This window comes from Streptomyces sp. ICC1 (genome assembly GCF_003287935.1).
In the GTDB taxonomy this organism is placed as follows: domain Bacteria; phylum Actinomycetota; class Actinomycetes; order Streptomycetales; family Streptomycetaceae; genus Streptomyces; species Streptomyces tritrimontium.
On sequence record NZ_CP030287.1, the window covers coordinates 3,239,840 to 3,262,774 of the forward strand.

At 72.4% G+C, this 22,935-nt stretch carries 17 protein-coding genes and 6 pseudogenes; 13 read left to right on the forward strand and 10 right to left on the reverse strand.

Annotated features, from left to right (window positions below; all coding sequences use genetic code 11):
* Positions 1 to 51 precede the first annotated feature (51 nt).
* From DRB96_RS15390 to DRB96_RS15400, 3 genes are all read left to right on the forward strand, one after another.
* The gene (locus tag DRB96_RS15390; protein ID WP_112453438.1) at positions 52 to 576 is read left to right on the forward strand and encodes a GNAT family N-acetyltransferase; all 525 of its coding nucleotides are present in this window, start codon (positions 52 to 54) and stop codon (positions 574 to 576) included.
* A gap of 222 nt (positions 577 to 798) precedes the next feature.
* A complete protein-coding gene (locus DRB96_RS15395) occupies positions 799 to 1,338 on the forward strand; it encodes an EF-hand domain-containing protein (RefSeq protein ID WP_112448987.1) in 540 nt (179 codons plus the stop codon).
* 140 nt (positions 1,339 to 1,478) lie between these two features.
* Complete coding sequence (locus DRB96_RS15400; RefSeq protein ID WP_343234521.1) at positions 1,479 to 1,898, forward strand: hypothetical protein; 420 nt, start codon at positions 1,479 to 1,481, stop codon at positions 1,896 to 1,898.
* A gap of 81 nt (positions 1,899 to 1,979) precedes the next feature.
* Here DRB96_RS15400 and DRB96_RS15405 read toward each other — a convergent pair whose 3' ends face one another.
* A complete protein-coding gene (locus DRB96_RS15405) occupies positions 1,980 to 3,224 on the reverse strand; it encodes a cation:proton antiporter (RefSeq protein ID WP_112448988.1) in 1,245 nt (414 codons plus the stop codon).
* Between the two features lie 5 nt (positions 3,225 to 3,229).
* Positions 3,230 to 3,700, reverse strand: a complete 471-nt coding sequence (locus DRB96_RS15410) for a TrkA C-terminal domain-containing protein (protein ID WP_112448989.1) — start codon at positions 3,698 to 3,700, stop codon at positions 3,230 to 3,232.
* A gap of 290 nt (positions 3,701 to 3,990) precedes the next feature.
* On the opposite strand from DRB96_RS15410, the pseudogene DRB96_RS44590 reads away from it, so the two are divergent.
* Positions 3,991 to 4,621: pseudogene (locus DRB96_RS44590) on the forward strand (histidine kinase); the annotation flags it as partial.
* A gap of 23 nt (positions 4,622 to 4,644) precedes the next feature.
* Positions 4,645 to 5,235: pseudogene (locus DRB96_RS44595) on the forward strand (response regulator transcription factor); the annotation flags it as partial.
* On the opposite strand, the gene DRB96_RS44600 reads toward DRB96_RS44595, so the two are convergent.
* The 6 genes and pseudogenes from DRB96_RS44600 to dnaE all read right to left on the reverse strand — a co-directional run bounded on the left by DRB96_RS44600 (position 5,211) and on the right by dnaE (position 11,706).
* Positions 5,211 to 5,681, reverse strand: coding sequence for a hypothetical protein (locus DRB96_RS44600; protein ID WP_239516561.1), 471 nt, complete (start codon positions 5,679 to 5,681; stop codon positions 5,211 to 5,213). The pseudogene DRB96_RS44595 and the gene DRB96_RS44600 overlap by 25 nt on opposite strands.
* A 95-nt stretch (positions 5,682 to 5,776) precedes the next feature.
* Positions 5,777 to 6,940 carry a hypothetical protein gene (locus DRB96_RS15420; RefSeq protein WP_112448990.1) on the reverse strand — a complete coding sequence of 388 codons (1,164 nt, stop codon included), beginning with the start codon at positions 6,938 to 6,940 and terminating at the stop codon, positions 5,777 to 5,779.
* A 454-nt stretch (positions 6,941 to 7,394) separates the two neighbouring features.
* The gene (locus tag DRB96_RS15425) at positions 7,395 to 7,586 is read right to left on the reverse strand and encodes a hypothetical protein (RefSeq protein WP_112448991.1); all 192 of its coding nucleotides are present in this window, start codon (positions 7,584 to 7,586) and stop codon (positions 7,395 to 7,397) included.
* A gap of 83 nt (positions 7,587 to 7,669) precedes the next feature.
* Positions 7,670 to 7,799, reverse strand: a pseudogene (locus DRB96_RS15430) (GNAT family N-acetyltransferase); the annotation flags it as partial.
* Positions 7,800 to 7,930: 131 nt separating this feature from the next.
* A pseudogene (locus tag DRB96_RS44605) lies at positions 7,931 to 8,047 on the reverse strand (lytic transglycosylase domain-containing protein); the annotation flags it as partial.
* Positions 7,993 to 11,706: a DNA polymerase III subunit alpha gene (gene dnaE / locus DRB96_RS15440; protein ID WP_343234522.1), complete on the reverse strand. Its 3,714-nt coding sequence runs from the start codon at positions 11,704 to 11,706 to the stop codon at positions 7,993 to 7,995. The pseudogene DRB96_RS44605 and the gene dnaE, both read right to left, overlap by 55 nt.
* Before the next feature lie 294 nt (positions 11,707 to 12,000).
* Here dnaE and DRB96_RS15445 point away from each other — a divergent pair, with 294 nt between their 5' ends.
* From DRB96_RS15445 to DRB96_RS15470, 5 genes and pseudogenes are all read left to right on the forward strand, one after another.
* A complete protein-coding gene (locus DRB96_RS15445) occupies positions 12,001 to 13,341 on the forward strand; it encodes an SMI1/KNR4 family protein (protein ID WP_162689014.1) in 1,341 nt (446 codons plus the stop codon).
* A gap of 541 nt (positions 13,342 to 13,882) precedes the next feature.
* On the forward strand, positions 13,883 to 14,311 hold the full coding sequence (locus DRB96_RS15455) for a GNAT family N-acetyltransferase (protein WP_204357733.1): 429 nt from the start codon (positions 13,883 to 13,885) through the stop codon (positions 14,309 to 14,311).
* A gap of 83 nt (positions 14,312 to 14,394) precedes the next feature.
* Positions 14,395 to 14,778 (forward strand): hypothetical protein, encoded by a 384-nt coding sequence (locus DRB96_RS15460; RefSeq protein WP_112448994.1) that lies wholly within the window; start codon positions 14,395 to 14,397, stop codon positions 14,776 to 14,778.
* Positions 14,779 to 14,923: 145 nt separating this feature from the next.
* Positions 14,924 to 15,964 (forward strand): MBL fold metallo-hydrolase, encoded by a 1,041-nt coding sequence (locus tag DRB96_RS15465; RefSeq protein WP_112453442.1) that lies wholly within the window; start codon positions 14,924 to 14,926, stop codon positions 15,962 to 15,964.
* A 336-nt stretch (positions 15,965 to 16,300) separates the two neighbouring features.
* Positions 16,301 to 16,933 (forward strand): annotated as a pseudogene (locus DRB96_RS15470) (alanine--tRNA ligase-related protein); the annotation flags it as partial.
* An 81-nt stretch (positions 16,934 to 17,014) separates the two neighbouring features.
* On the opposite strand, the gene DRB96_RS15475 reads toward DRB96_RS15470, so the two are convergent.
* Positions 17,015 to 17,290 carry a hypothetical protein gene (locus DRB96_RS15475; RefSeq protein ID WP_112453443.1) on the reverse strand — a complete coding sequence of 92 codons (276 nt, stop codon included), beginning with the start codon at positions 17,288 to 17,290 and terminating at the stop codon, positions 17,015 to 17,017.
* Between the two features lie 294 nt (positions 17,291 to 17,584).
* Between DRB96_RS15475 and DRB96_RS15480 the strand changes: the two genes are divergently transcribed.
* Positions 17,585 to 18,385, forward strand: a complete 801-nt coding sequence (locus DRB96_RS15480) for a hypothetical protein (RefSeq protein ID WP_204358031.1) — start codon at positions 17,585 to 17,587, stop codon at positions 18,383 to 18,385.
* 103 nt (positions 18,386 to 18,488) lie between these two features.
* On the opposite strand, the gene DRB96_RS15485 is transcribed toward DRB96_RS15480, so the two are convergent.
* Positions 18,489 to 19,916 (reverse strand): MFS transporter, encoded by a 1,428-nt coding sequence (locus DRB96_RS15485; RefSeq protein ID WP_112448995.1) that lies wholly within the window; start codon positions 19,914 to 19,916, stop codon positions 18,489 to 18,491.
* 171 nt (positions 19,917 to 20,087) lie between these two features.
* Between DRB96_RS15485 and DRB96_RS15490 the strand changes: the two genes are divergently transcribed.
* Together DRB96_RS15490 and DRB96_RS15495 are read left to right on the forward strand one after the other, a co-directional pair.
* Positions 20,088 to 20,993 (forward strand): helix-turn-helix transcriptional regulator, encoded by a 906-nt coding sequence (locus DRB96_RS15490; RefSeq protein ID WP_112448996.1) that lies wholly within the window; start codon positions 20,088 to 20,090, stop codon positions 20,991 to 20,993.
* A gap of 108 nt (positions 20,994 to 21,101) precedes the next feature.
* Positions 21,102 to 22,871 (forward strand): annotated as a pseudogene (locus DRB96_RS15495) (family 20 glycosylhydrolase); the annotation flags it as partial.
* Positions 22,872 to 22,935: the final 64 nt, after the last annotated feature.

A 22,935-nucleotide genomic window follows, 5' to 3' on the forward strand; every position in this document is an offset into this window, starting at 1 on the left:
CACACGAGCCACCCCCACGCCCCGCGGCGGGGGATCATCACGATGGAGAGCATGGACGGAGCGACCGCCGTGCAGGCCCGGGACGCGTTCGAGCTGATCTACGCCGAAGCGTTCGCGGAGCCTCCGTACGACGAGACCGCGGACGACGTCGCCGCCGCCTTCCGCCGCTTCCCCGTACAGGCGCGCAAGCGCGCCTTTCGCGCGGCCTTGGCCCGGACCGAGGGCGGCGAGCCGATCGGCATGGCGTACGGCTTTCCGCTCGCGCCCGACACGGTGTGGTGGGACGAGCTGACCGGGCCCGTGCCCGACGACGTGCGGCGCGAGGACGGGCACCGCACCTTCGGGCTCATGGAACTCGCCGTGCGCGGACCGTGGCGCGGACAGGGTGTCGCGCGGCGTCTGCACGAGACGCTGCTCGACGGCATCGGAGCCGAGCGGGTGCTGCTGAACGTCAACCCGGCGAGCGAGGTGGCGTCCGCCGCCTACCGGGCGTGGGGTTACCTCAAGATCGGCGAGGCGCGGCCACGGGGCGAGGGGGCGGACGTCCTCGACGTGATGCTGCTCGGTCTGCGCTGAAGGCTGAAGGCGGCCTCTGAACCTCGTGCGCCGGTCGGCCGGGCGGGGGTGACGGTTCGTCCACATGTGCCCGTGGGGGCGGGGGCGCGCCCCGACCTATAGTTACGCGCTGTCCGCCACTGGCCGGGCAAGTCGGCTGTGCCTGGTCGTGGTTGGTGGTTGGTGGTTGGTGGTTGGTGGTTGGTGGTTGGTGGTTCGGTTCCGTCACGAGGGAGGCCGGTCATGGCCAGCGCGTTTCAGGAGCGCAAGCTCAGGGGGATGTTCGCCGCGTTCGACGCGGACGGCGACGGCTACCTGCGCGAGGAGGACTTCACGGCACTCGTCGACCGCTGGAGCCGGCTGCCGGGAGTGGGTCCCGGGACCGAGCTGCGCGTGCGGGTGGAGGCGCTGCTGATGGGCTGGTGGGCGGCACTCCTCGAAGCGGGGGACGCGAACGGGGACGGGGCCGTCGACATGGGCGAGCTGCTCTCCCTCGTCGACAGGCTGCCCGCGATGGTCGCGGAGGTCACCGCGACCGCCGACACCGTGTTCGCCGCCGTGGACTCCAACGGCGACGGCCGCATCTCCCCGGAGGAACACCTCCGGCTCGTCGAGACCTGGAACGGACAGCCCGCGGACATGGTGGGCGTCTTCGAACTGCTCGACCTGAACGGCGACGGGCACCTCAGCCGTGAGGAGTTCGCCCTGCTGTGGCGGCAGTTCTGGATGAGCGACGACCCGGCGGAACCGGGCAACTGGCTGTGCGGCCGGTTCCCCTGGTAGGAAGTGCCGTCGCTTTCGCGCTGAGCCGCCCCTGCCCCTGACACCGCCACCGCCACCGCCACCGCCACCGCCACCGCCAGGATGCTTCGGGGTCGGGCATCATGTCTGGGTTCCCAACAGCGGGGGCAAGGGCGGAAGGCATGCGCATGGTGCAGTGGCGGTTACTCAGTTCCGGTGTCAAGCCCGTGCCGTACGCCGTCGCCGCCCCTTCCGTGTGGGCGGTCGCCGGTGTCGCGGCGCTCGTCCTGGTCACCGCGCTGAACTACCTCAACGGCCAGGGCGACCCGGCGATCGATCTGCTCGTGCTGTCGGGCCTCGCCGCCGCGTTGCGCACCGGAGCCCGGCTCATCGCGGCGCCGGGTACCGCCCTGGTCTGCTGGCTCATCCTCAACGGCTTCGCCACCCCGCCCATGGGCGAGTTGACGTGGGCGACGGGCTACGACCTGGGCCGCCTCGGATGCCTTCTGGCGGCGGCGAGCACGGGAACCGTCATCGGTCGCATCGCCGCCGCCCGTGCCGCTTACCGGAGCCTGACGCCGGAAGACCTCGCCGGTCCCTGACCTCCGGCGGCCCGGGCCGTGCCGAGGCCGTGCCCAGGCCGTGCCCAGGCCGTGCCCAGGCCGTGCCCAGGCCGTCTCCCTTCAGGTGCGGCCCACCGCGTCCTGGTCCTCGACCGACTCCGGTGACTTCGCGGGCGCCGGTATCCCGCCCAGGGAGGGGGCTTTGGCGGTCCGCCGGCTGGTGAACCAGACGGCGAGGGGTTCGGTGTAGCGGGCGGTGAGGGGGCCCGCGACGACGAGGATCAGGACGTAGGCGGTGGCCAGCGGGCCGAGCGCGGGTTCGATGCCGGAGGTGACGGCGAGGCCGGCGATGACGATGGAGAACTCGCCGCGGGCGACGAGGGCACCGCCGGCCCGCCACCGCCCGTTCCTCCCGATCCCGGCCCGCCGGGCGGCCCAGTAGCCGGTCGCGATCTTCGTGAGCGCGGTGACCACGGCGAGGGCGAGGGCGGGCAGGAGCACGGGCGGAATGCTGGCGGGGTCGGTGTGGAGGCCGAAGAAGACGAAGAAGACGGCGGCGAACAGGTCGCGCAGCGGACTGAGGAGGGTGTGCGCGCCTTCGGCGACCTCGCCGGACAGTGCGATGCCGACCAGGAACGCACCGACGGCCGCGGAAACTTGGAGCTGCTGGGCGATCCCGGCCACCAGCAGCGTCAGCCCGAGGACGACCAGGAGGAGTTTCTCGGGGTCGTCGCTGGAGACGAACCGGGAGATGAGCCGCCCGTACCGGACGGCGACGAACAGCACCGCGCCCGCGACGCCGAGCGCGATGGCCAGCGTCAGACTCCCGGCCGCGAGGCTGACGCCGGCCAGCAGCGCGGTGACGATGGGCAGGTAGACGGCCATGGCCAGGTCCTCGAGGACCAGGATGCTGAGGATGACCGGGGTCTCCCTGTTGCCGATCCGCCCGAGGTCTCCCATGACCTTGGCGATGACGCCGGAGGAGGAGATCCAGGTGACGCCGGCCAGGACCACGGCGGCGACCGGCCCCCAGCCCATGAGCAGCGCGGCGATCGCGCCCGGGAGCGCGTTGAGGGCGAAGTCGACCAGTCCGGCGGGGTACTGGGTCTTGAGGTTGGAGACCAGATCGCTGGCGGTGTACTCCAGGCCCAGCATGAGCAGGAGCAGGATGACGCCGATCTCGGCGCCGATCGCGACGAACTCCTCGCTCGTCCCCATGGGCAGGAGCCCGCCCTTGCCGAAGGCCAGGCCCGCCAGCAGGTAGAGGGGTATCGGGGAGAAGTGGAAGCGGCCGGCGAGTCTGCCCAGCAGACCCAGGCCGAGGATGATGGCGCCGAACTCGATCAGGAAGACAGCGGAGTGCACAGGCGTCACCCCCGTCCGAGTATCACGGCGGCCGTGTCGACGCCTTCGCGGGTGCCGATCACGATGAGGGTGTCCCCGCCGGCGAGCCGGAAATCCGGTGCGGGGGACGGACGGGCTTCGGCCCGGCGGAGTACGGCGACGATCGAGGCGCCGGTCTCCGTGCGCATCCGGGTCTCCCCCAGCAGGCGGCCGTTCCAGTACGAGTGCGCCGACAGCTCGATCCGCTCGGCCACCAGGCCGAGGTCGGTGGTGTGCAGCACGTTGGGGCTGTGGTGGGCGGGCATGAGCGCGTCGATCAGCGAGGCGGCCTCCGCCCCGGTCACGTGCAGGGACTGCGCGCAGGCGTCGGGGTCGTCGGCGCGGTAGACGTTCAGGGTCCGGGTGCCGTCCCGGTGTGCGATGACCGACAGGTGGCGGTGTTCGCGGGTGGTGAGGTCGTACTGGACCCCGATGCCGGGCAGCGGTGTGGTGCTCATGCGTGGAGCGGGCACAACTCTGTCCCCCCTTGCTCTGTGCTCGACTGCGGTACGGCGCCGGGTGGATGCGAGGCAGGATCCCGGCCCCGGCGCGGAGCCATCGTGCCATCTCTCCGCGGCCTCGCGATATGGGTGTCGGCACGGATGGACAAGGCCCCCTGCGACACGGAAGGCTGACCGGGGACACCAGGCCCGCCGCAGGTCACCGTAGGTGTGGGGAGCGATTGCGGCGATGGTGGAAGGGCGTGCGCCTACCAGGCGGACGGGTCAACGGGGGGGGAGGGGCGGTCATGTCGCTGTACTGGCGGATCTTCCTGCTCAACGCCGCCGTGCTCGTCTCGGCCGTCCTGCTGCTGTTCGGCCCGGTCACCGTCTCCACCCCGGTCCTGTTCGGCGAAGCCGTCGTCCTGCTCGCGGGGCTGGCCGCCATGCTGATCGCGAACGCCGTTCTACTCCGTGTCGGCCTGGCCCCCCCTGGACCGGCTGACCCGTGCGATGACGGCGGTCGACCTGCTGCGGCCCGGCAGCCGGGCCCGCGTGGAGGGGCCCGGCGAGGTGGCCGAACTGACCACCTCGTTCAACGCGATGCTCGGCCGGCTGGAGGCCGAGCGGGCCACCAGCAGCGCACAGGCCCTCTCCGCGCAGGAGGCCGAACGCCGCCGCATCGCCCGGGAACTCCACGACGAGGTCGGCCAGACCCTGACCGCGGTGCTGCTCCAGCTCAAGCACGCCGCCGACCGTGCCCCTGCTCCGTTGCGCGAGGAGCTCCACCAGGTGCGGGAGACCACCCGCACCAGCCTCGACGAGATCCGCCGCATCGCCCGCCGGCTACGCCCGGGCGTGTTGGAGGACCTGGGACTGCACAGCGCCCTGCGGGCGCTGACGGCCGAGTTCACCACCGGGTCGCTCGCCGTGCGGCACTTCATCGGGGGCCGCCGCGCGTCCTGCTCGCCGACGACCACGCCCTCGTACGGCGGGGAGTACGGCTCATCCTGGACTCCGAACCGGACCTGGCGGTGGTCGCCGAGGCCGGGGACGGGGCGGAGGCCGTCGCCCTGGCCCGCACGCAGGAGATCGACCTGGCCGTACTCGACGTCTCGATGCCCCGCATGACCGGGCCGCAGGCCGCCCGGGAACTCTCGCGGCTGCGGCCGGAGCTGCGGATCCTCATCCTGACGATGTACGACAACGAGCAGTACTTCTTCGAGGCCCTCAAGGCCGGGGCGGCCGGCTACGTGCCCAGGTCGGTCGCCGACCGGGATCTCGTCGAGGCGTGCCGTGCGGCGATCCGGGACGACCCCTTCATCTGTCCCGGCGCGCAGACCACCCTGATCCGCAACTACCTCGACCGGTCCCGCCAGGGGGATCCGCTGCCCGCCCGGGCGAACACCGCACGCGAGGAGGAGATCCTCAAGCTCGTCGCCGAAGGCCACTCCTCGAAGGAGATCGGCGACCTCCGGGCCTGATCGAGCCGTAGACGACGGAATCCCCCTCTTGGCCGACAGCGCCATCAGCTCCCCCGCGGGAGCGAGCGGTCGCTGCCGAGCTCGCTCCTGGCCAGCTCCACGAAGGCGAGGCGGCGCTCGCGCTTGGTGGGCGCCCGGTCGTCCGCCACCACATCGCGGATGATCCGGTGCAGTGCCTCGGTGTAGTCACGCGCGGCTTGGGCGACCTCGTGCAGGCAGACCAGTTCGACGGCCTTCTCCGCGAGCCACAACGCGTGCAGGATCTGGTCTTCGGGTTCATCCGCGGCAGCCGGCAGGCCCAGGCTCCTGCGGTCCAGCACCAGTTCGACCTTCTGTGCGGCGGCCAGAAACATCAGGATGACCTCCTTGCGCTCCGCACGCTCGCTCTCGCCCCGGCGTTGCAGGTCGCGTCGCAGCTCGAGGCGAGTCGCCAGGTGCTGTCCCACGAGAGTGCCCATGGTTCCCAGAAGGACACCGACCAGGGCGAGTACCGCTCCCCCACTGATTCCGTTCACGGCATCCAGGCTGGCCCACTCCAGCGAGTGCCGTCCAGGGCTTTGTCCCTTGGTGGGCACACCCTGGATCGCGCCGCCCGGTTGCGGGGAGGGCCTCAGAAGAGGCCGGAGCGCCTGTGCTGCGGGAGGTTCTCGAGGATCTCGCGCAGCCACGGGCTGCGGGCGGCCGGTAGCCGGACCAGGGTGTTCCGGAACACCTCCGGGTCGGCCCGGAACAGGTGGGGGGAGTGCGGCGCGGGCGGGTCGAAGTCGTCGCGGAGGACGCCCTCGGGCAGGCCGCCCGACGCGGGGACGGGCGGGTACGGCTCGGGGAAGGCCAGCCACAGCCACACCCCGAACGGCAGCGGCACCAGGTATGCCGAGGCGGCGGGGCCGACCGGGCCGGACGGGGTCCAGGTCTCCCCCGTCTGGGGGTGGGTCGGCACGATGAGGATCTCCGCGTCCGCGTCCGCGTCCGCGTCGGGGCCGGGGCCGGGCAGCCCCGGTCCCGCCAGGACCGCGCGCCGCGCGGGCGCGGCCACGGCCGTGGCCGCGGGCAGCAAAGCGTCAAGAGCGCGGTGGAACATCTCCGCGACCAGGCCGTCCGGGACGGTCACCGGCCGGCCTTCCGAGGCCGCCAGCAGGTGGGCGAGCGCGCGGCCGGCCGCCGCCTCCCAGCGCGGGCTCCAGTACCACCGGTGGTTCGACCAGTGCCCCGCTCCCAGCCGCGACCCCCACGAGGCGAGCGGCTCGAACGGGGGTGTTCCCTTCCCCGCCGCCGTCGCCTCCGCCCAGGAAAGCGGTGCGGCAGGCTCGTCGTCGACGGGGCAGCGGCGCACGGCGTCGGGGGCGAGCCAGACCGCCTGCCAGAGAGAACAGTCGTCGATCCGGCTCGCCACGGGCAACCCGCACGCCTCGCAGGCCATGTTGGGGCCGTCGCCCCAGTCGAGGCCGCAGCAGGAGCCGCCGGCCTTCTCCGGGATCAGCGCAGTGCCACGGGCATCCCCGGGTGCGATGACGACCGCGCCCCGTACGGCGTCGGAGAGGGCATGAACCGGTGCGGAGATGCCGCGGGCCGCGGCCTCGTCCGGATCGATCTCCTCCCCGCTCCGCCACGGCGGCCCGCCGGGCTCCGGGTCCACGGCGAACGTGCCGGACTCCATGAGCACGGGGAGTTGGGTCCCGTTGCCGTACTTCTGATGGGCGTGGACGGGCAGGGCGACCTGGGACAGCGCGGTGGTCAGGCCAGCTCCGCACCCCGCGCAGACAAAGACGAACAAGCATCCTCCCTTGCGGAAACGGAGGCATCGTCGCAGCTCGGCGGCGGACGGCCAACACGTTATCCGTTCGAGGCCGTTGTCCGTCGTCCGGTGTCACACACCGGTGTCAGGCGCGGGTGGTCCGGGCGCGGACGGTGGTGTGGACGGCCCATCCCAGCAATGGGCCGAAGAGGCAGGCCGCCACCCACCACACCAGCGCGTGCACGAGGAAGCCGCCCCAGTCGATGGGAGACTCCCCCCACCGGCGCGCTCCCCACCAGTGTCAGGTCGAAGGACCGGAAGCCGCCCTGCCCCATCTTCACCAGGTGGTACGCGGCCACCGCCACCACCAGCGATGCCGGCGCCAGCCAGAGCGCACGCTTCCACGACCGGCACACCCACCCGACGGCGAAGGCGAGCGCCGCCCAGGGGCCGACGCCTCGGGGCGGGCGCGGGACCCTCCCCGGCACCCGTGTCAGCGGGCGTGGTGCTGGATTCCGCGCTGCCCGGGAACCTTGGTCCGCCGGACCGCGGCGGACCGGCGGCCGGTCGCCCGGTGGCGACGGCCAGGGAGCGGGTTCCTCCGCGCGGGAGCGCTGGGGGCCAGCGCCAGGAGAAGCACGAGGACGGCGACCGCGACGAGGATGAGCACGGTAACGAGGGTCATGTTCCTGCCTTCCGTCGGGTACTGACTGAATGTAGTTACTTGGTGTAACCGAAATTCCGACCGCTAAACACCAGGGTGTCGGCAGGCGCGACGGCCACTCCGCCGACGCCCACCACATCCGTCTCGGCGCCGCCGATCTCAACAGGCAGTCTCAGCAGGCCGGCCGGCGTGTGCCACGAGCCGGTCGCCGTGTCTGATGCCGAAGTGTTCTTCATGATCTCTCCGGACAAGGCCGGTCAGGCGATTGCCCCATCGGCCGGCGGGGAACGGCCCCGGCGTACGCAAAGACGCCCGGCCGGGAATTCCCTGCCGAGCGTTTCGTGCGTGAGCTGTCCGCTGGTGGCTTAGTACCAGTGGTGGGTCTGCCAGAAGCTCCAGGCGCCGGTGGGGCTGCCGTAGCGGGAGTTCATGTAGTCCAGGCCCCACTTGATCTGGGTGGCGGGGTTGGTCTTCCAGTCCGTTGGGCTCGGGGAGGAGTATAGGAGACAGTATAGGAGACAGGGCGCAGGCCGCCGCCACCCCGGCACACGGCCCGGGGGCCGGCGGCGGGGGTGCGCGCGGCGCCGGGGCCGTGTGCCGGGGTGGCGGCGGCCTGGGCCGGGGTGGGTGCGGGGTCGGCGCGGCCGAGGAGGGCGAGGGCGGCTTCGGGCCCGTGGTCCCGGCGCGCGGCCGCGATCTCCTCGAGGTTCCACACCATGTGCCCGACGACGGTGCGGCGCGGGCCGCGGGCCTCGACGGTGCCCCGGACCAGGAGCAGCCCGGAGTGGAAGACCGTGTGGGCGCAGGCTTCGTGGCTGTCCTCGAAGAACGCGATGTCGACGAGCCCGCGGCCGTCCTCCAGGGTCACGAAGATGATCCTCTTGCCCGAGGGGATCGGGGGCGTCTGGGTGGAGGCACGGACGCCCGCGACGAGGACCGGCCGGCCCGGGCCCATCTCCGCGAGGTGGGCGGAGTCGGTGGCGCCGATCTCGCGGAGCAGGCGGTGGTGGTGCTCCATCAGGTGCTGGGAGACGTCGATGGACAGGATGTCGATCTCGGCGGTGAGGGCCTCGCGGCTGGTCATCTCCGGCAGGCCGGAGGGTTCGGCGGTGACGAGTTCGCCGCCGAGGGCCAGCTGTCCGTCTGCCGCCCGGCTCCCGGTGTGGCGGTGGAGCTCGGACAGCTGGAGGAGCAGGTCACGGCGGGTGAGCGGCCCGCGCAGGGCGTCGAGGGCTCCGATCCGGACCAGCCGCTCGGCGACCGGCAGCGCGGGGCGGGCCCGCTCCCAGAAGTCCTGCAGGCCGGCGTAGGGCCGGCCGGCGGCGATCCGCGCGGTCTGCTCCTCGCTGATCCCCTTCACCGACGACAGCGCGAGCCGCACCCCCCACGTACCGTCCGGCGTCCGCTCGACGCGGTGTCCCGGATCGGAGCGGTCGACGTCCACGGGCAGGACCGGCACGCCGTGGCGGCGGGCGTCGGAGACGATCACCCGGGGCGGCCACATCCCGGGATCGTGCTCCAGCAGTCCGGCGTAGAGGGCGGCGGGGTGGTGGGCCTTGAGCCAGGCGGACTGGAGGGCGGGCACCGCGAAGGCGACGGCGTGCGCGCGGCAGAACCCGTACGCGCCGAAGGCCGCGACGATCTCCCAGACCTCGTCGAGGACCTCCTCGCCGTAACCGCGGGCACCAGCCTGCCGCCGGAACCACGCCTCCACCCGGGGCAGCCGGCCGGGTCCGGCGAGGGCGCGGCGCGCGATCTCGCCCAGCGCGCGGTCGCAGCCGGTCATCACCGCGAAGATGTCGATGATCTGCTCGTGCCAGATGGTCACGCCGTAGGTGTCGGCGAGCACGGGTTCCAGGTCGGGGTGCGGGTAGCGGGGGGCGGCGCCGTGGCGGGCGGCGATGTAGAGGGCGGGCATGCCGCCCTTGACCGGGCCCGGCCGGAACAGGCTGATGTCGGCGATGACGTCCTGGACTCCGCGCGGCTGGAGCCGGCTGACGAGGTCCTGCTGGCCGGGGCTCTCCAACTGGAACATCCCCACGGTGCGGGCCTGCCTGATGAGCTCGAACGCGCCGGGATCGTCCAGCCGGACGTGGTCGGGGTTGTCGAGGTCGAGCTGGCGCCCGGTGGTGCGGCGGATCTCGGCGACGGCGTGCGCCATCGCCGACTGCATCCGCACCCCGAGGACGTCCAGCTTGACGAGGCCGAGGTCCTCGACGTCGTGCTTGTCCGCCTGGACCATCGGGTACTTCCCGCCCGGGGTCGGCTGCACCGGCAGCCGGTCCAGGAGCGAGGCGTTGGAGATGATGACGCCGCACGGGTGCATGGCGTAGCCGCGCGGCAGGGCGTCGAGGCCCTCGGCGAGCTCCCACAGCGGCCCGAACGAGCCGGCCTCCGCGGCGAGCTGCTTCAGCTCCGGCAGGGTGGTGAGCGCGTCGCGGATGTCGCAGGCCCGGATGTGCGGGAAGGCCTTCGCGATCCGGTCCACGACCTGCGGGGCCAGGCCGAGGGCGAGGCCGGTGTCGCGCAGGGCGTGGCGGGCCCGGTACGTCTCGGGCATCCCGGCGACGGCCACCCGCTCGGTGCCGAACCGTTCGATGATCCGGTCGTAGACCTCCAGCCGGCGGGCCGATTCCACGTCGAGGTCGATGTCGGGGAGCGAGGCCCTGCGGACGCTGAGGAACCGCTCGAACAGCAGATGGTGTTCGAGGGGGTTCGCCGTGGCGATGAAGAGCGCGTGGTTGACCATGCTCCCGGCGCCGGACCCGCGGGCGGCGACCCGGATGCCCATGGACCGGATGTCCGATACGACCTGTGCGACCGCCAGGAAGTAGGACTCGAAGCCCAGCTTCCCGATCACGCCGAGCTCGTACTCCAGCCGTTCGACCGCCCGGGGGTCGCGGTCCAGTCCGCGCGCGAACATCCCCTCCGCGCAGCGTCGGCGGAGCAGGTCCGCGGCGCCGGACGGGCCGGGGGCGGCGCCCACCGCCTCCTGCTCGGGGAAGGCGGGCCGCCCGGCGGCGATGCCGAGGTCCGCCTTCGGGTCGACGGCGCACAGCTCTGCCGTACGCGCGGTCTCCGCGAGCAGCTCCGCCGCCCGGCCGGGGCCGGAGCCCGGGTGCGCTCCCGCGGCGGCGGCGATCCGCTCGGCGGCCTCGGCCATCTCGGCCGGCCCCTTCAGCCAGCGCTCTCCGCAGTCCAGCCGGCGGCGGTCGATCGGGCGCAGCAGGCGGGCCGCGTCCAGGACGTCGGCGATGCGGTGCTGGGCGGGATCGGCGTAGCGGACGGCGTTGGTGAGCACCGCCGGGATGCCGAGCCGGTCGGCCAGGTCCAGGGTGCGGGCGGCCAGCCGCAGCGAGCCCGGCCCGGTGCCGGGGAGTCCGTACCAGAGGACTTCCAGCCGGAGGTCCGGGCCCGCGAGCTCCCGCCACGGGGCGAGGAGCCGCTCGGCGAGGTCGGGCCGGCCGGACGCGAGGGCCCGCACGGGCTCGGACACCGGTCCGAGCATGACCACCAGTCCCTGGCCGGCGTACCGCTCCAGCACCTGCCGGGACACGACGGGCGGGCCGCCGGCGGCGTCCGCGTGGGCGGCGGAGACCAGCCGGCACAGCCGGGCCCAGCCGTCGGCGTCGCGCGCGAGGAGGGTGACCCGCAGGGCGGGCTCGGCGACGTGCGCACCGCCCCGCACCGGGGTCCGCGCCCCGCCCGCGGACGGACGGGCGGAACCCCCGGGAGCGGCGGGGGGCCCTGCCGCGGGGCCCGTCGCTCCGTTCGGGCGTGCTGCTCCGTTCGGGACCGGCGCTCCGTTCGGACGTGCCGCTCCGTTCGGGCCTGCCGCTCCGTTCGGGCCTGCTGCTCCGTTCGGGCCTGCTGCTGCGGGGCCGAACGGAGCGACGGCGACATCGACCCCGAAGACCGGCCGGATCCCCGCCCCGGCGGCCGCCTTCGCGAAGCGGACCGCTCCGGCGACGGTGTCCCGATCGGTGAGCGCGAGCGTGCCGACCCCCCGCTCGGCGGCGCGTTTGACCAGGTCGGATGGGTGAGAGGCCCCGTAGCGGGCCGAGTAGCCGCTCGCGGCATGGAGGTGCGCACAGCCACCCACGGGCCACCTCCGATCGACCGACCACCCCTTTCCAGCCACTCTGACCAGATACAACCATCATATCGAACATAATTCGAACAGCGCGACTCCCGACCACCCGCCCGGCACCACGGGCGCCGCTGCGACCGAGCCCTTCAGCTGCGTGCGACGGGATGCCGAAACGTGTTGCAGCTGGGCGATCAGGGGCCTGGTGGAATACAGCTCGACCTACCGCCGGCTCCGAGTCCCTTCCGCCACAGAGCCCGCGCCGCTCAGGCGGTGGCGCGGCGGCCCGGCACCTTCGCCGTCATTGGCTCCGCGTACGGTCTGCGCATGGTTGATCAGAGACCCCCCTTGTCATCGGTGTCCGACTTCACGACCTGGGAGCCGGTGCTGCGGCTCATGCTGGCCGACGACACGGATCGGCGTGCCGCCCGGTCGGCGCGCGTCGCAGGACGCATCAGCCAATACGGCACGAGCCTTGCGCATCGGGGACCCATGTCGTCGGCGGCGCGGACCGCGGTGGAGGGCATACAGCGCGCGCTCGCGCACGGAAGGGTCCGGGAGATCGCATTCAGGGCAGAGGCCCACCCAGACGGAAGGACCACGCTCGGCCTGGTCTGGCCGACCCCCGTTGTGGAACCGGCTCTTGGCTACGCGGACCTGGGGGTGCTCGTCCTGGCCGACGGCTCCCTGGCCGAGCCCTGGGGCCGCCGCCCGGATCCGGTGCCCGGGGCAGTGCCGGCACCATCGGCGGATCCGGAGTTGCTGGAGCGGACGCTGCGCGAGCGGTTGCCTGACGCCGTCGGAGCGACGGAGGAGGAGATCGCTGCCGCCGAAGCGCGTCTTGGTGTCACGCTGTCCGATGAACTCAAGGTGCTGTACCGGGTGACACGGGTGTACTCGGGCGACGGCTTCCCTCTCGAAGAGGCGGACCGCGCCGGCGAGGCGGTCGGCTGCGAGCTCTCCGGACTGGAGCACCTGTACAGCGTCGACGCGGCAGTGCGTCACCCCGGCTGGGATCACGGCGCGACGCATGCGGTCAGCACCGCGTCCGACGCAGCGGTGCAGGCCCTGGCCGGCTCCCCTGGCTGGATCGGCTTCGGGAGCAACGGCGGCGACGAGTTCGCCGTCGACCTGACTCCCGGCCCCGCCGGACACTTCGGGCAGGTCATCCTGGTCGATCACGAGCAGAGCCTCGGTGCCGAGCTCGTGGCCGATTCCCTCACCGACTTCGTCCTGGGCCGGATGCGGGAGGAACGCCGTGACCGTCGCGAAGACGGGCTCCCGGCCGTGGCCAGAGTCGGCACCGGATGCCTTGAGACCATCCAGGCCGCCGCCCATCCCGCCCTGGAAGTCCTGACCATCGGAGCCTGGGACGGCGCACCGTTCAGGCTCGCGCCCGTCAGGGACCTGCCCCGTCTGCGGACTCTTACCGCCTTGCCCGGCACGCTGGCCGACCCCCTGGAGGTCGCTGGGCTCGCTGGACTGGAGTTCCTGGAACTCGGCGCGCTGGAATGGCGCGTCCTGCTGGACGCCGGAGCTGTCCCGCGCACCCTGAAAGCCGCGGCCATTGCGGTGCGGGATCAAGACCACCTGCCCGTCGTGGCCCTCGCCAACGAGATCCTGGCCCTCTGGGACCGTCCCAAGATCGTACAAACGCTCCTCGCGGGAGACCTCGGCCCCGCGGTCTGACCGGCGGGGCCGCACCAACCGACGCAGCGCACGCCCCACGGGAGCCGAGCGGCGTCACGCTGGTGCGCGGCCCGACAGCCATTCAACTCCAGGCGTTCCGTGCCGCTGAAGGAAGGTCTTGGGGATCCGTCCGGCAAGAACTGGCGGCTCGGATCCGCCGAGACGGGGGAACGGCCGAGGAGTTCAGGGGGCGGGGAGGCCACGAGATCCAAGCGCGCATCCCCGTTGTTTCCCCTCGGGGCGGGGAGAAGCCGCTGAATGCGCGGATCATCGGCCGCGACGGCCCGGGCCGGCTGCTGCGGGGCATGATCACCGGGGTAGGTGCCGACCCGGGGAGCGTGGACGAATGGTCCTATGAAACGTTCGACCGTACCGCTGTCAGCATCACGGAGGCTGTGGGGCCGGGCAGTTCCGCCGTGGAGTTGTGGTGTCCTCCGCGCGAAGCAGGGTGATGCCCGGGGCCCGTCCGGCGGAACAAGGTGGTTGTCGTTCGTCTCGGCCGTCGGTGGCACGGGGCGACAGAACAGCAGGGGAGACCGGTGTGATCATTGCGCAAGAGGTCGTATTCGACCCGCGGGAGATGCTCCAGCTCTACGAGTCGGTCGAATGGGAGGGCTACACCCGCGACGTCGACAAGCTCTGCCGCGGGTTGGCGAACTCGCACCTGGTCATCACCGCCCGAGACGAATCGGGCTCGCTCCTCGGACTGGCCAGGACGATTTCCGACGACGAGAGCGTCTGCTACGTGCAGGATCTGCTGGTCAACCCCGCGTTCCACCGGCAGGGCATCGGCCGGGAACTGCTCGAGCACCTGAAGGCCCGTTACGCGCACTGCCGCTTCTTCCTGTTGTCGACCGACCACGAATCGACGCCCGAGGGGAAGCGCAACCACGCCTTCTACCGGTCGCTGGGGTTCCTCTCCTACGAGGAGAAGCGGATGTCGGCGTTCGGCCTGCCCAGGGTTCGCTGAACCGGGCAGCGAGCCCGGGGCAGGAGCCGGACCGATCTTCGTGACGTCCGCCTCGAAGGCGTGCCGTCGGGCAGACTGCGCCCATGCAGCTCCCCGCCGAAGCCGTCGCCGCCACCGTGCTGATCGAGGTCGTGAAGATCTCCGCGCACCCGAGGAAGCCGAGCGACCCGTATCCCGGCAGCGTGGTCGCCCACTGGGCCGAGGGCGAAGTCGCCGACGCCCTGGCCCTGATCGAGGACCTGCCCGGCAGCGGACAGCACCGCTGCGGATTCTCGCCGGGCTGGAGCATGACGGCGTACGACGACTCCCTCGACCTGGCGCTGTTCGAGGCGGCCTTCTGCTTCAGCTGCCACGAGGTCCGCATGCGCGGAACCGCCGTGCCGCCCGAGCTGGGCAGGCAGTTCTTCCACGCGGACACCCCGCCGGCCCGGGCCCTCCTGGCACTCTTCCGCGCCGCGACCCCGTAGCCGCATCGACCCCGTGGCCGCCTCGGCCCCCTAGCAGACCGGCCGCGGGGGTCCTGACCGGAGGCTTCCCGGGGACACCGCGCGCGGTGCGGCGTACGCTCGTCGGCAGGGACTCGTGGCCGACACCGCGGGAGGAACCGTGGCCGTGACCGAGCTCGGCGATCTGATCGAGATCGACGACCGGACCGTGCTGGTCCTCGGGCAGGAACTGGACGTCGAGCACGGGCAGCCCGACGTCGCCAACGCACTCGTCCACCGGGTGGGCGACACTCTGGTCCTCGTCGACACCGGCGTCACGGAGGCCTTCCGCGCGGCACTGCGCGAGGCGGCCGACCGGGTCGGGCCGTGGTCCCGGGCGCTGCTGCTGACCACGCACGGCCATCTCGACCACGTCGGCAACAACGACCTCGCCGACGAGCTGGGCGTGCCGGCCGAGCACTACGTGCCCGCCCCCGACCTCGACCAGATGCGGGACCCGGTGTCGTACTGGCTGCGGTCCTTCGACCGCATCGCCGGGTTCGCGCCGATGCCCGCGCCGCCCGCCCTGGCCGGCAAGCTGGTGCCGCTCTTCCGGCCGATGCGGCCCTTCGGCGCGACCACCCGGACCTACGAGGAGCGGCCGCCGGAGCAGATCCGGATCGGCTCGCTCCGGTTCATCGGCTGGACCTTCGCCGACGGCGCGGTCCGCGTGCTGCGCAGCCAGGGCCACTGCGCCGGTCACGTGATCGTGCACCTGGCCGACTGCGGCGTCCTCCACCTGTCCGACGAGGGCAACGGACCCTGCGGCGCGATGGCCGATGCCGACCAGCTCAAACTCCAGACCGTACTCGGCGCCGCCGCCCTCCTCTTCGAGGAGGGCGGAGCGACGCTCCTCACCGACGGGCACACCTTCGCCGTGCGCCGCGGCGCCGAGGCCGTGCCCTACCTGGACGGGCTGCTGGAGCAGGCCACCGCCCTGCAGGGGGCGGCGCTCGCACTGACCGGGGAGAGCGGATCGGTCCGGCCGAGCACGTTCACCGACCGCTACCTGGAAGCCTTCGCCGCGCTGGGGGGCGGCGGAGCCAACCCGAACGCGATGTTCACGGCCATGATGGCGGCCAACCAACTCCGCGAGCTCGGGCTGCGTCCGGAGTCCGACGGCCCCGACGCACCCTGGTCCCGGCCCGCGCTCCACCACCCCACCTGATAGCCCTGGGCACGGGGCCGGGTCGGGTCGGGTCAGTTCGGGGCGGGTCGGGTCGGGTCGGGTCGGGGCGGGGCGTGCCCGCGGCGAAATCCGGGTGCTCCGGTGGTCAGGTCCGCGTTAGGGTCACCCGCATGAACGTCGACGGCTCCAGCACCACCACCGCGACCGCGCGAGCGACCAGCTCGCCGGTTGCCGCCGTCTGACCTCCCCTCCCCCGGCGACCGGAAACGGTCCGTCGGGTCCGTCGTCAGTGCCGTGGCGCCCTTGCCCCCGGCCGGACGACTGAGCGGTCCGTTTCCCGGTGCCTCCCCCCGCTGTGACGCGAAGGAGCCCCCCGTGAACACAGAACTTCTGCTCAGGACGTTCGTCGAGTACTTCGAAGAGCGCGGTCACCGCCGGATCACCGGCTCGACGCTGCTCCCCCCACCCGGCGACCCCGTGCTCTTCACCACCTCCGGCATGCACCCGCTCACTCCGTACCTGGAGGGCCGCCCCCACCCCCTCGGCAACCGGCTGGTCAACGTGCAGCGCTGTCTGCGCACCACCGACCTGGAGGCGGTCGGCGACGCCACCCACCTCACGGTCTTCGAAATGCTCGGTACCTGGTCCCTGTGGGACTACGAGGGCCCGCGCAGCCTCGAGTGGGGATACGGGCGCCCGCGACGACCGCTGGGTGGAGGTCTGGAACCACGTGACGATGAGCCACCGCCGGCTCGACGACGGCTCGCTCGTGCCGCTCCCCGGCGCAACGTCGACACCGGACTCGGGCTGGAACGCCTGGCCTCCTTGCTCCAGGGCAAGCCGTCCGTCTTCGAGTGCGACCTCTTCGACCCCTGGCGCCGCCTCGTGCCGGACCTGTGGCCCCTGGAGGAAACGTCGCTGCGCCTGGTCTGCGACCACCTGCGCTCGGCCGTCGTGGTGCTCGGCGACGGCGTGCGACCTGCCAACACCGGACGGGGCTACGTCGTGGCGGGACGATCCCTCACGCGGGCGGCCTGCGGCCGGGGTGAGGACCGCCGGCGCAGGCTTACGGAGTCCGGAGCCGAGCTGCTACTTGGCCGCCGCCTTGCAGGCCGCCTCCGCGGTCGCCTTGGTCACGTTATCCACGGTCAGGCCGGACACGCACTCGTCCTGGGCGCCGGCCGACCCGATGTAACACGACGCCCGGACGGAGGCCGGGGCCTCGCCGCCCTGGAGCTCCCGCTCGACCTGGTTGATGCAGGCCGAGACGTCCGCGTGGGCGGCGGGGGCGGTGAGGGCCGCGCCGCCGAGCGCGAGGGCCAGACCGGTGAGGACACCTGCCATACGGGTCGACGTGCGGGTCATACGATTCCTGCGGGTCCTGCGGGTCCTGCGGGTCCTGCGGGTCGTACGGGTCGGTGTGCGCATGGGAACGCACCTTCTCTCCGGATCGCCGCGCGGCCCGAGACCTGGATGTGCCGGACCCGCGCGGGAACGCCGCCGAGCGCGCGGCCGGCGTACGGCCGCCGGGCCCGGGCTCCCGCACCGGACCGGCTCGGCAGGGCCTTCCCTCCCCCCTTCGACGCTAGAGCAGCCCCCTGCCCCGCGCACGTGCTGGGGGGCTGCCCCGCGCCCGGGCGCGGGTGGGATCCTGGACGGATGTACGAGACATCCGCCGCTCTGGCGGCCGCCCGGTGGCCGCTCGCCGCATCAGTGGAGGCATCGGCGGAGACGGGCTGGCTGCGGGAGCTGGCCGACGATGACGGGCTCACCGGTTTCATGCCGCCGGCGCTGCCCGACTCGGCCTGGGTGCTCCACTCCATGTTCGAACACGAACTCGGGCCGACCGGCATGTCCTTCGTCGCGTACCAACGGGCCGTGCTGAACGGCGGCGGGCCCGAGATCATCCCGGGCCTCGACCCCGAGGAAGTGTTCGGGGGCACGGTGGGCGAGCCCCACGGCCCCCGTTGGCGCCGGCTGCTCTGGGCGGAGCTCTCGCGGCGGACCGGCGATCCCGTGGCACCGGAAGGCCACCTGCCCTGCTACCGCTCCTTCCCCTCGCTCCGGGAGCCGAGCGGCTGGCCGGTCGGCATCACGGGGCCGTCCGAGGGCCACCTGGACCGGACCGACTGGAACCGCCTGGTCGACATCCTCACCGCGCACAGCCCGCGGGGTGCGGAAACCGGCTGCCTGGCCTACTACAACCCGCTGTTGCAGGGGGCCGAGGACTTCGACAACCTGCACGTCCGGGCCGGCACGCTCGCGGACGCCAAGGCGTTGTACGACCACCCCGAGGAGGACGGCTGGACCCCGTCCAACCTCTGGCCCCAGGACCGCTCCTGGGTCCTGTGCACGGACTACGACCTCTGGGCCACCAAGGTCGCGGGCCCCACCCCGCTCGTCGAGGCCCTCCTGGCCGACACGGAGGTCGAGGCGGTACGCCTGCCCTGGGCCCCCTGACCGGCACGGGGCAGGTTCCGGCGCGGGCGGGGCCCACGGAGCCGGCGGGATCGGCGGGGCCCGTCGGGCCGGTGGGGCCGCCCGGGCCGGCCGCGCCGGTTGGTCACCGTTGGCGGGGGCCTTCGGTTCGGTGGAGGAAGAGCACCGTGGTCAGGGTCCCGGCCAGGACGATCGCCGTGTTGACCAGGATCGCGGTGGTGATGCCGGAATGGATACCGGTCCGGGTCGCGACGATCGCGCTCATGACCGGGGTGCCCATCGTGATGCCGATCTGCTGGGTCATCGTGGCGAGGCCGGTGGCCATGCCCTGTTCGTGATCGGGCAGACCGGTGGTGGCGGTGACCATGAAGCCGACGATCACCAGCATGTTGCCGATGCCTCCGGCGAAGGTCGCGGCCAGCAGGAGCCACATCCCGGTGCGTGACTCGCCCAGGGCGACCAGGCTCAGGGTGGCGGCGGCCTGGAGCAGTCCTCCGATGACCAGGGTGGTACGGGTGGTCGTGGCCGCGATGACCCGCGGCGCGAGGGAGCCTCCGATGACCGTGCCGATGCCCAGCACCCCGAAGGAGAGACCGGCCGTCAGCGGGGAGAACCCGAGGACCTCCTGGAGGTGGAGCGTCATCAGGAAGACCAGGCTCGTCTCCGTCAGGAAGGCGATCAGCCCGGCCGTGTTGCCCCAGGCGACCGTGCGCTTCTTCAGCACGGAGACCGGGACGAGGGGGTACGCAGCCTTGGACTCCACGGCGTAGAAGGCGATCAGCAGGCCCACCCCCGCGGCGAGCCACACCAGCGCCGGCCCGGAGCCCCAGCCGTGCTCGCCCGCCCGCGTCAGACCGTAGATCAGGGCCAGCAGCCCCAGGGTGACCGTGGCGGCACCGGGCAGATCGAGCTTCGGGCGGACGGCGGGGCGGGACTCCTTGATCACCACCGGGGCGACGGCGAGGACCGCGAGGGCGACGGGGACGTTGACGAAGAACGCCCAGCGCCAGGAGAGCAGGTCCGTCAGGACCCCGCCGAGGACCGCGCCCGCGGTGAAACCGGCCGACATCAGGGCCCCGTTGAGGCCCAGGGCCTTCTGCCGCAGCGGTCCCTCGGGGAACGAGGTCGTCAGCAGGGACAGGCCCGCCGGGGTGACCGCGGCGGTGGCCAGGCCCTGCAGCACCCGGGCGGCCAGCAGCATTTCGGGGCTGGTGGCCAGGCCTCCGGCCAGGGAGGACAGGGCCAGCACCGCGAGACCGGCCAGGAAGAGCCGGCGGCGGCCGAACAGGTCCGCGATCCGGCCGAACAGGAGGGTGAACCCGGCGGCGCTGAGCGCGAACGACGTCGCGATCCACTGGAGGTTCGGGAGCGAGAAGCCGAGACCGTCACCGATCACCGGCAGTGCGACGTTCAGGATCGAGAAGTCGACGGCCAGCATGAACTGGGCCACCAGCAGGACCGTCAGGACCAGGACCTGCCGCCCCGCGAGACGGGCCGGCCCCTTCTCTTGATTCCGCTCTTCTTGCTCTTGCTCTTGCCCGACAACCGACATCGTCTCGCGTCCTTTCCCTCACCCACGGCACAAGGTGTTCCGGAAAGCGACTCTGGCCCGGTCCCGGGGTGTTACCCAGCCCCCTGTCCGTGCTGGCACCCGGGAAGCTGTCACTGCCAGGGCCACCCTCACCTGCCCCGTTCGCGACGGGTCCTCGGCACACTGGAGGGCATGGACACTCCCACCGCCCTGGGCGACTTCCTCCGCAACCGCCGCGCCCGTCTCCAGCCGGAGGACGTCGGACTGCCCACGCACGGCACCCGCAGGCGCGTACCCGGCCTGCGCCGCGAGGAACTCGCGCTGCTCGCCGGGGTGAGCATCACGTACTACACGCACCTGGAGCAGGGGCAGAGCACGAACGCCTCGGACAGCGTCCTCGACTCGCTCGCCCGCGCCCTGCGCCTGACCCCGGACGAGCACGCGCACCTGCGCGACCTCGCCCGCCCGCCGAAGGCCAAGCGGGTGCGCCCGCCGCGGCCCGAGTACGCGCGGGCCACCACGCGCCGGCTGATCGGCGCGATGCCGCAGGTGCCCGCCGTCGTACTGGACGCGCGCAACGACGTGCTCGCCTGGAATCCGCTGGGCCACGCCCTGCTCGCAGGTCACCTCGCCTTCGCGAGCCCGGACGAGCCGGCCGGCCGCCCCAATCTGACCCGGATGCTGTTCCTCGACCCGCACACGCGGGAGCTGTACACCGACTGGAAGAACGAGGCGCGCGTGGCCCTGGCCGCGCTGCGGCTGGTAGCCGGCCGCGATCCCGAGGACCGCGCGCTCGCCGGGCTCATCGGGTCCCTGATGCTGCGGAGCCCGGAGTTCGCGGACCTGTGGTCCAAGCAGCCGGTACGGGAGTGCACCGTCGGGACCAAGGAGCTGCACCATCCCGCCGTGGGTCCGATGACCCTGGACTTCGAGAGCCTGCGCCTGAGCGACGGAACCGGTCACCGGATGCTGCTCTACAGCGCCGCCGAGTCCTCCTCCTCGGACGCGGCGCTGCGCCTGCTGTCCGGGTTGACCGCTGATTCCGGCCGCGCGCTGCGCGATGATGCTCATTCGGACGCAGTTCCAAGCATCTCTTGACATAGACCGGGCGCTGCGCTGCACTTTGGCCACTCCCTCCGGCCGTCACGGCCGGAGGGAGTCACAGCCGTGCACTCCCCCTCACCTCACCGCCCTTGGGGACTCGCCATGCGTCTGCTCAGACTCCTCATCGCGTCCGCCTTAGCGGTGGCCGCGCTCTCCCTCCCCGGAACGGCCGGCGCGAGCACCACCGCCTCCGCTTCCGCCACTTCCGCCGCTGCCGCTTCGACCCCTTCCGCCGCCGCCGGGGCGCCGCAGACCCTGCCGGCCCTGCGGCAGTGGACGGCCGGCACCGGTGCGTACGGCTTCACGAGCGCCAGCCGGATCGTCGTGGATCCCGCCCATACCGCCCAACTCTCCGACGAGGCAGCCACGTTCGCGGAGGATCTGGCCGCACTGACCGGGCGTACGGTGGCGGTCGCCACCGGGACCCCCGCCGCCGGCGACATCGGCCTGAGCCTCGGTGACGCCTCGCTGCCCGCCGAGGGCTACCGGATGACCGTCGGCCAGTCCCTCTCCCTCAAGGCGGGAACGGACACCGGCGCGTTCAACGGCACCCGCAGCGTGCTCCAGTTGCTGCACCAGTCGGCCTCGGTGCCGGCCGGGACGGCGGTGGACTGGCCCACCAAGTCCGAGCGCGGGCTGATGATCGACCAGGGGCGGAAGTTCTTCACCGTCGACTGGGTCAAACAGCACATCAAGGAGCTGGCCTACCTCAAGCTGAACTACTTCCACTTCCACCTGTCGGACACCTTCGGCTTCCGGCTGGAGAGTTCGACCCATCCGGAGATCGTCTCCGCCGACCACTACTCCAAGCAGGACATCGCCGATCTGGTCGCGCTGGGGCAGAAGTACCACGTCACGATCGTGCCGGAGATCGACACCCCGGGGCACATGAACCAGATCCTGGCGGCCCATCCCGAGCTCAAGCTCAAGAGCAGTTCGGGCGCGGTCAGCCAGGACTTCATCGACCTGTCCCTGCCCGGCGCATACACCCTGATCAAGGACCTGGTCAACGAGTACCTGCCGCTGTTCCCGGCGCCGTACTGGCACATCGGCGCGGACGAGTACGTCACCGACTACGGCAAGTACCCACAGCTGCTCAGCTACGCCCGCGCCCACTACGGCGCGAACGCCACGGCCAAGGACACCTACTACGGGTTCGTGAACTGGGCCGACGCGCTGGTGCGGGCCGGCGGCAAGACCACCCGGATGTGGAACGACGGCATCAAGGCCGGGGACGGCACCGTCACTCCCAACGCGGGCATCCTCGTCGAGTACTGGTACAGCTACGGGCTCACCCCGCAGCAGCTGGTCGCGGCCGGCCACACGGTGGCCAACGAGTCCTGGACGCCCACGTATTACGTGCTCGGCGGCGCCAAGCCGGACACCAAGTGGATGTACGAGACCTGGACCCCGGACCGCTTCGAGGGCGGCGCCACCCTCACCGACCCCTCGAAGAACCCCGGCTCCCTCATCCACGTGTGGTGCGACAACCCCAACGCCGAGACGGAGGCGCAGATCGCGGCCGGCATCCAGTACCCGCTGCGCGGGCTGGCGCAGCAGACGTGGGGCTCGCCGAAACCGGTCGCCGCCTACGCCGACTTCACGCCCATCATGGCCGCGATCGGCCACAACCCCGCCTGGCCGGGCCTCGCCCAGCCGGGCAACCTGGCCCGCAACCGGCCCACCACGGCCTCCAGCACCGAGACCGTCAACTTCCCCGCCCCGCAGGCGACCGACGGCGATGCCGGAACCCGCTGGTCGAGCGCGTACAGCGACCCGCAGTGGCTCCAGGTCGACCTCGGGTCCACCCAGGCCGTGAACCGCGTGGTCCTGCGGTGGGAGACCGCCTACGGGAAGGCCTTCCAGATCCAGCTGTCCGACGACCGGACCACCTGGCGCACCGCGTACTCGACGACGACCGGCGCCGGCGGGGTCC

What these genes read in the sequence shown, in the direction of transcription:
- DRB96_RS15395 (WP_112448987.1), top strand. Translation starts at nt 799, where the DNA reads ATGGCCAGCGCGTTTCAGGAGCGCAAGCTCAGGGGGATGTTCGCCGCG.
- DRB96_RS15475 (WP_112453443.1), bottom strand. Translation starts at nt 17,290, where the DNA reads ATGACCCGCACGTCGACCCGTATGGCAGGTGTCCTCACCGGTCTGGCC.
- DRB96_RS15400 (WP_343234521.1), top strand. Translation starts at nt 1,479, where the DNA reads ATGCGCATGGTGCAGTGGCGGTTACTCAGTTCCGGTGTCAAGCCCGTG.
- DRB96_RS15425 (WP_112448991.1), bottom strand. Translation starts at nt 7,586, where the DNA reads ATGACCCTCGTTACCGTGCTCATCCTCGTCGCGGTCGCCGTCCTCGTG.
- DRB96_RS15485 (WP_112448995.1), bottom strand. Translation starts at nt 19,916, where the DNA reads ATGTCGGTTGTCGGGCAAGAGCAAGAGCAAGAAGAGCGGAATCAAGAG.
- DRB96_RS15410 (WP_112448989.1), bottom strand. Translation starts at nt 3,700, where the DNA reads ATGAGCACCACACCGCTGCCCGGCATCGGGGTCCAGTACGACCTCACC.
- DRB96_RS15460 (WP_112448994.1), top strand. Translation starts at nt 14,395, where the DNA reads ATGCAGCTCCCCGCCGAAGCCGTCGCCGCCACCGTGCTGATCGAGGTC.
- DRB96_RS15390 (WP_112453438.1), top strand. Translation starts at nt 52, where the DNA reads ATGGACGGAGCGACCGCCGTGCAGGCCCGGGACGCGTTCGAGCTGATC.
- DRB96_RS15480 (WP_204358031.1), top strand. Translation starts at nt 17,585, where the DNA reads ATGTACGAGACATCCGCCGCTCTGGCGGCCGCCCGGTGGCCGCTCGCC.
- DRB96_RS15490 (WP_112448996.1), top strand. Translation starts at nt 20,088, where the DNA reads ATGGACACTCCCACCGCCCTGGGCGACTTCCTCCGCAACCGCCGCGCC.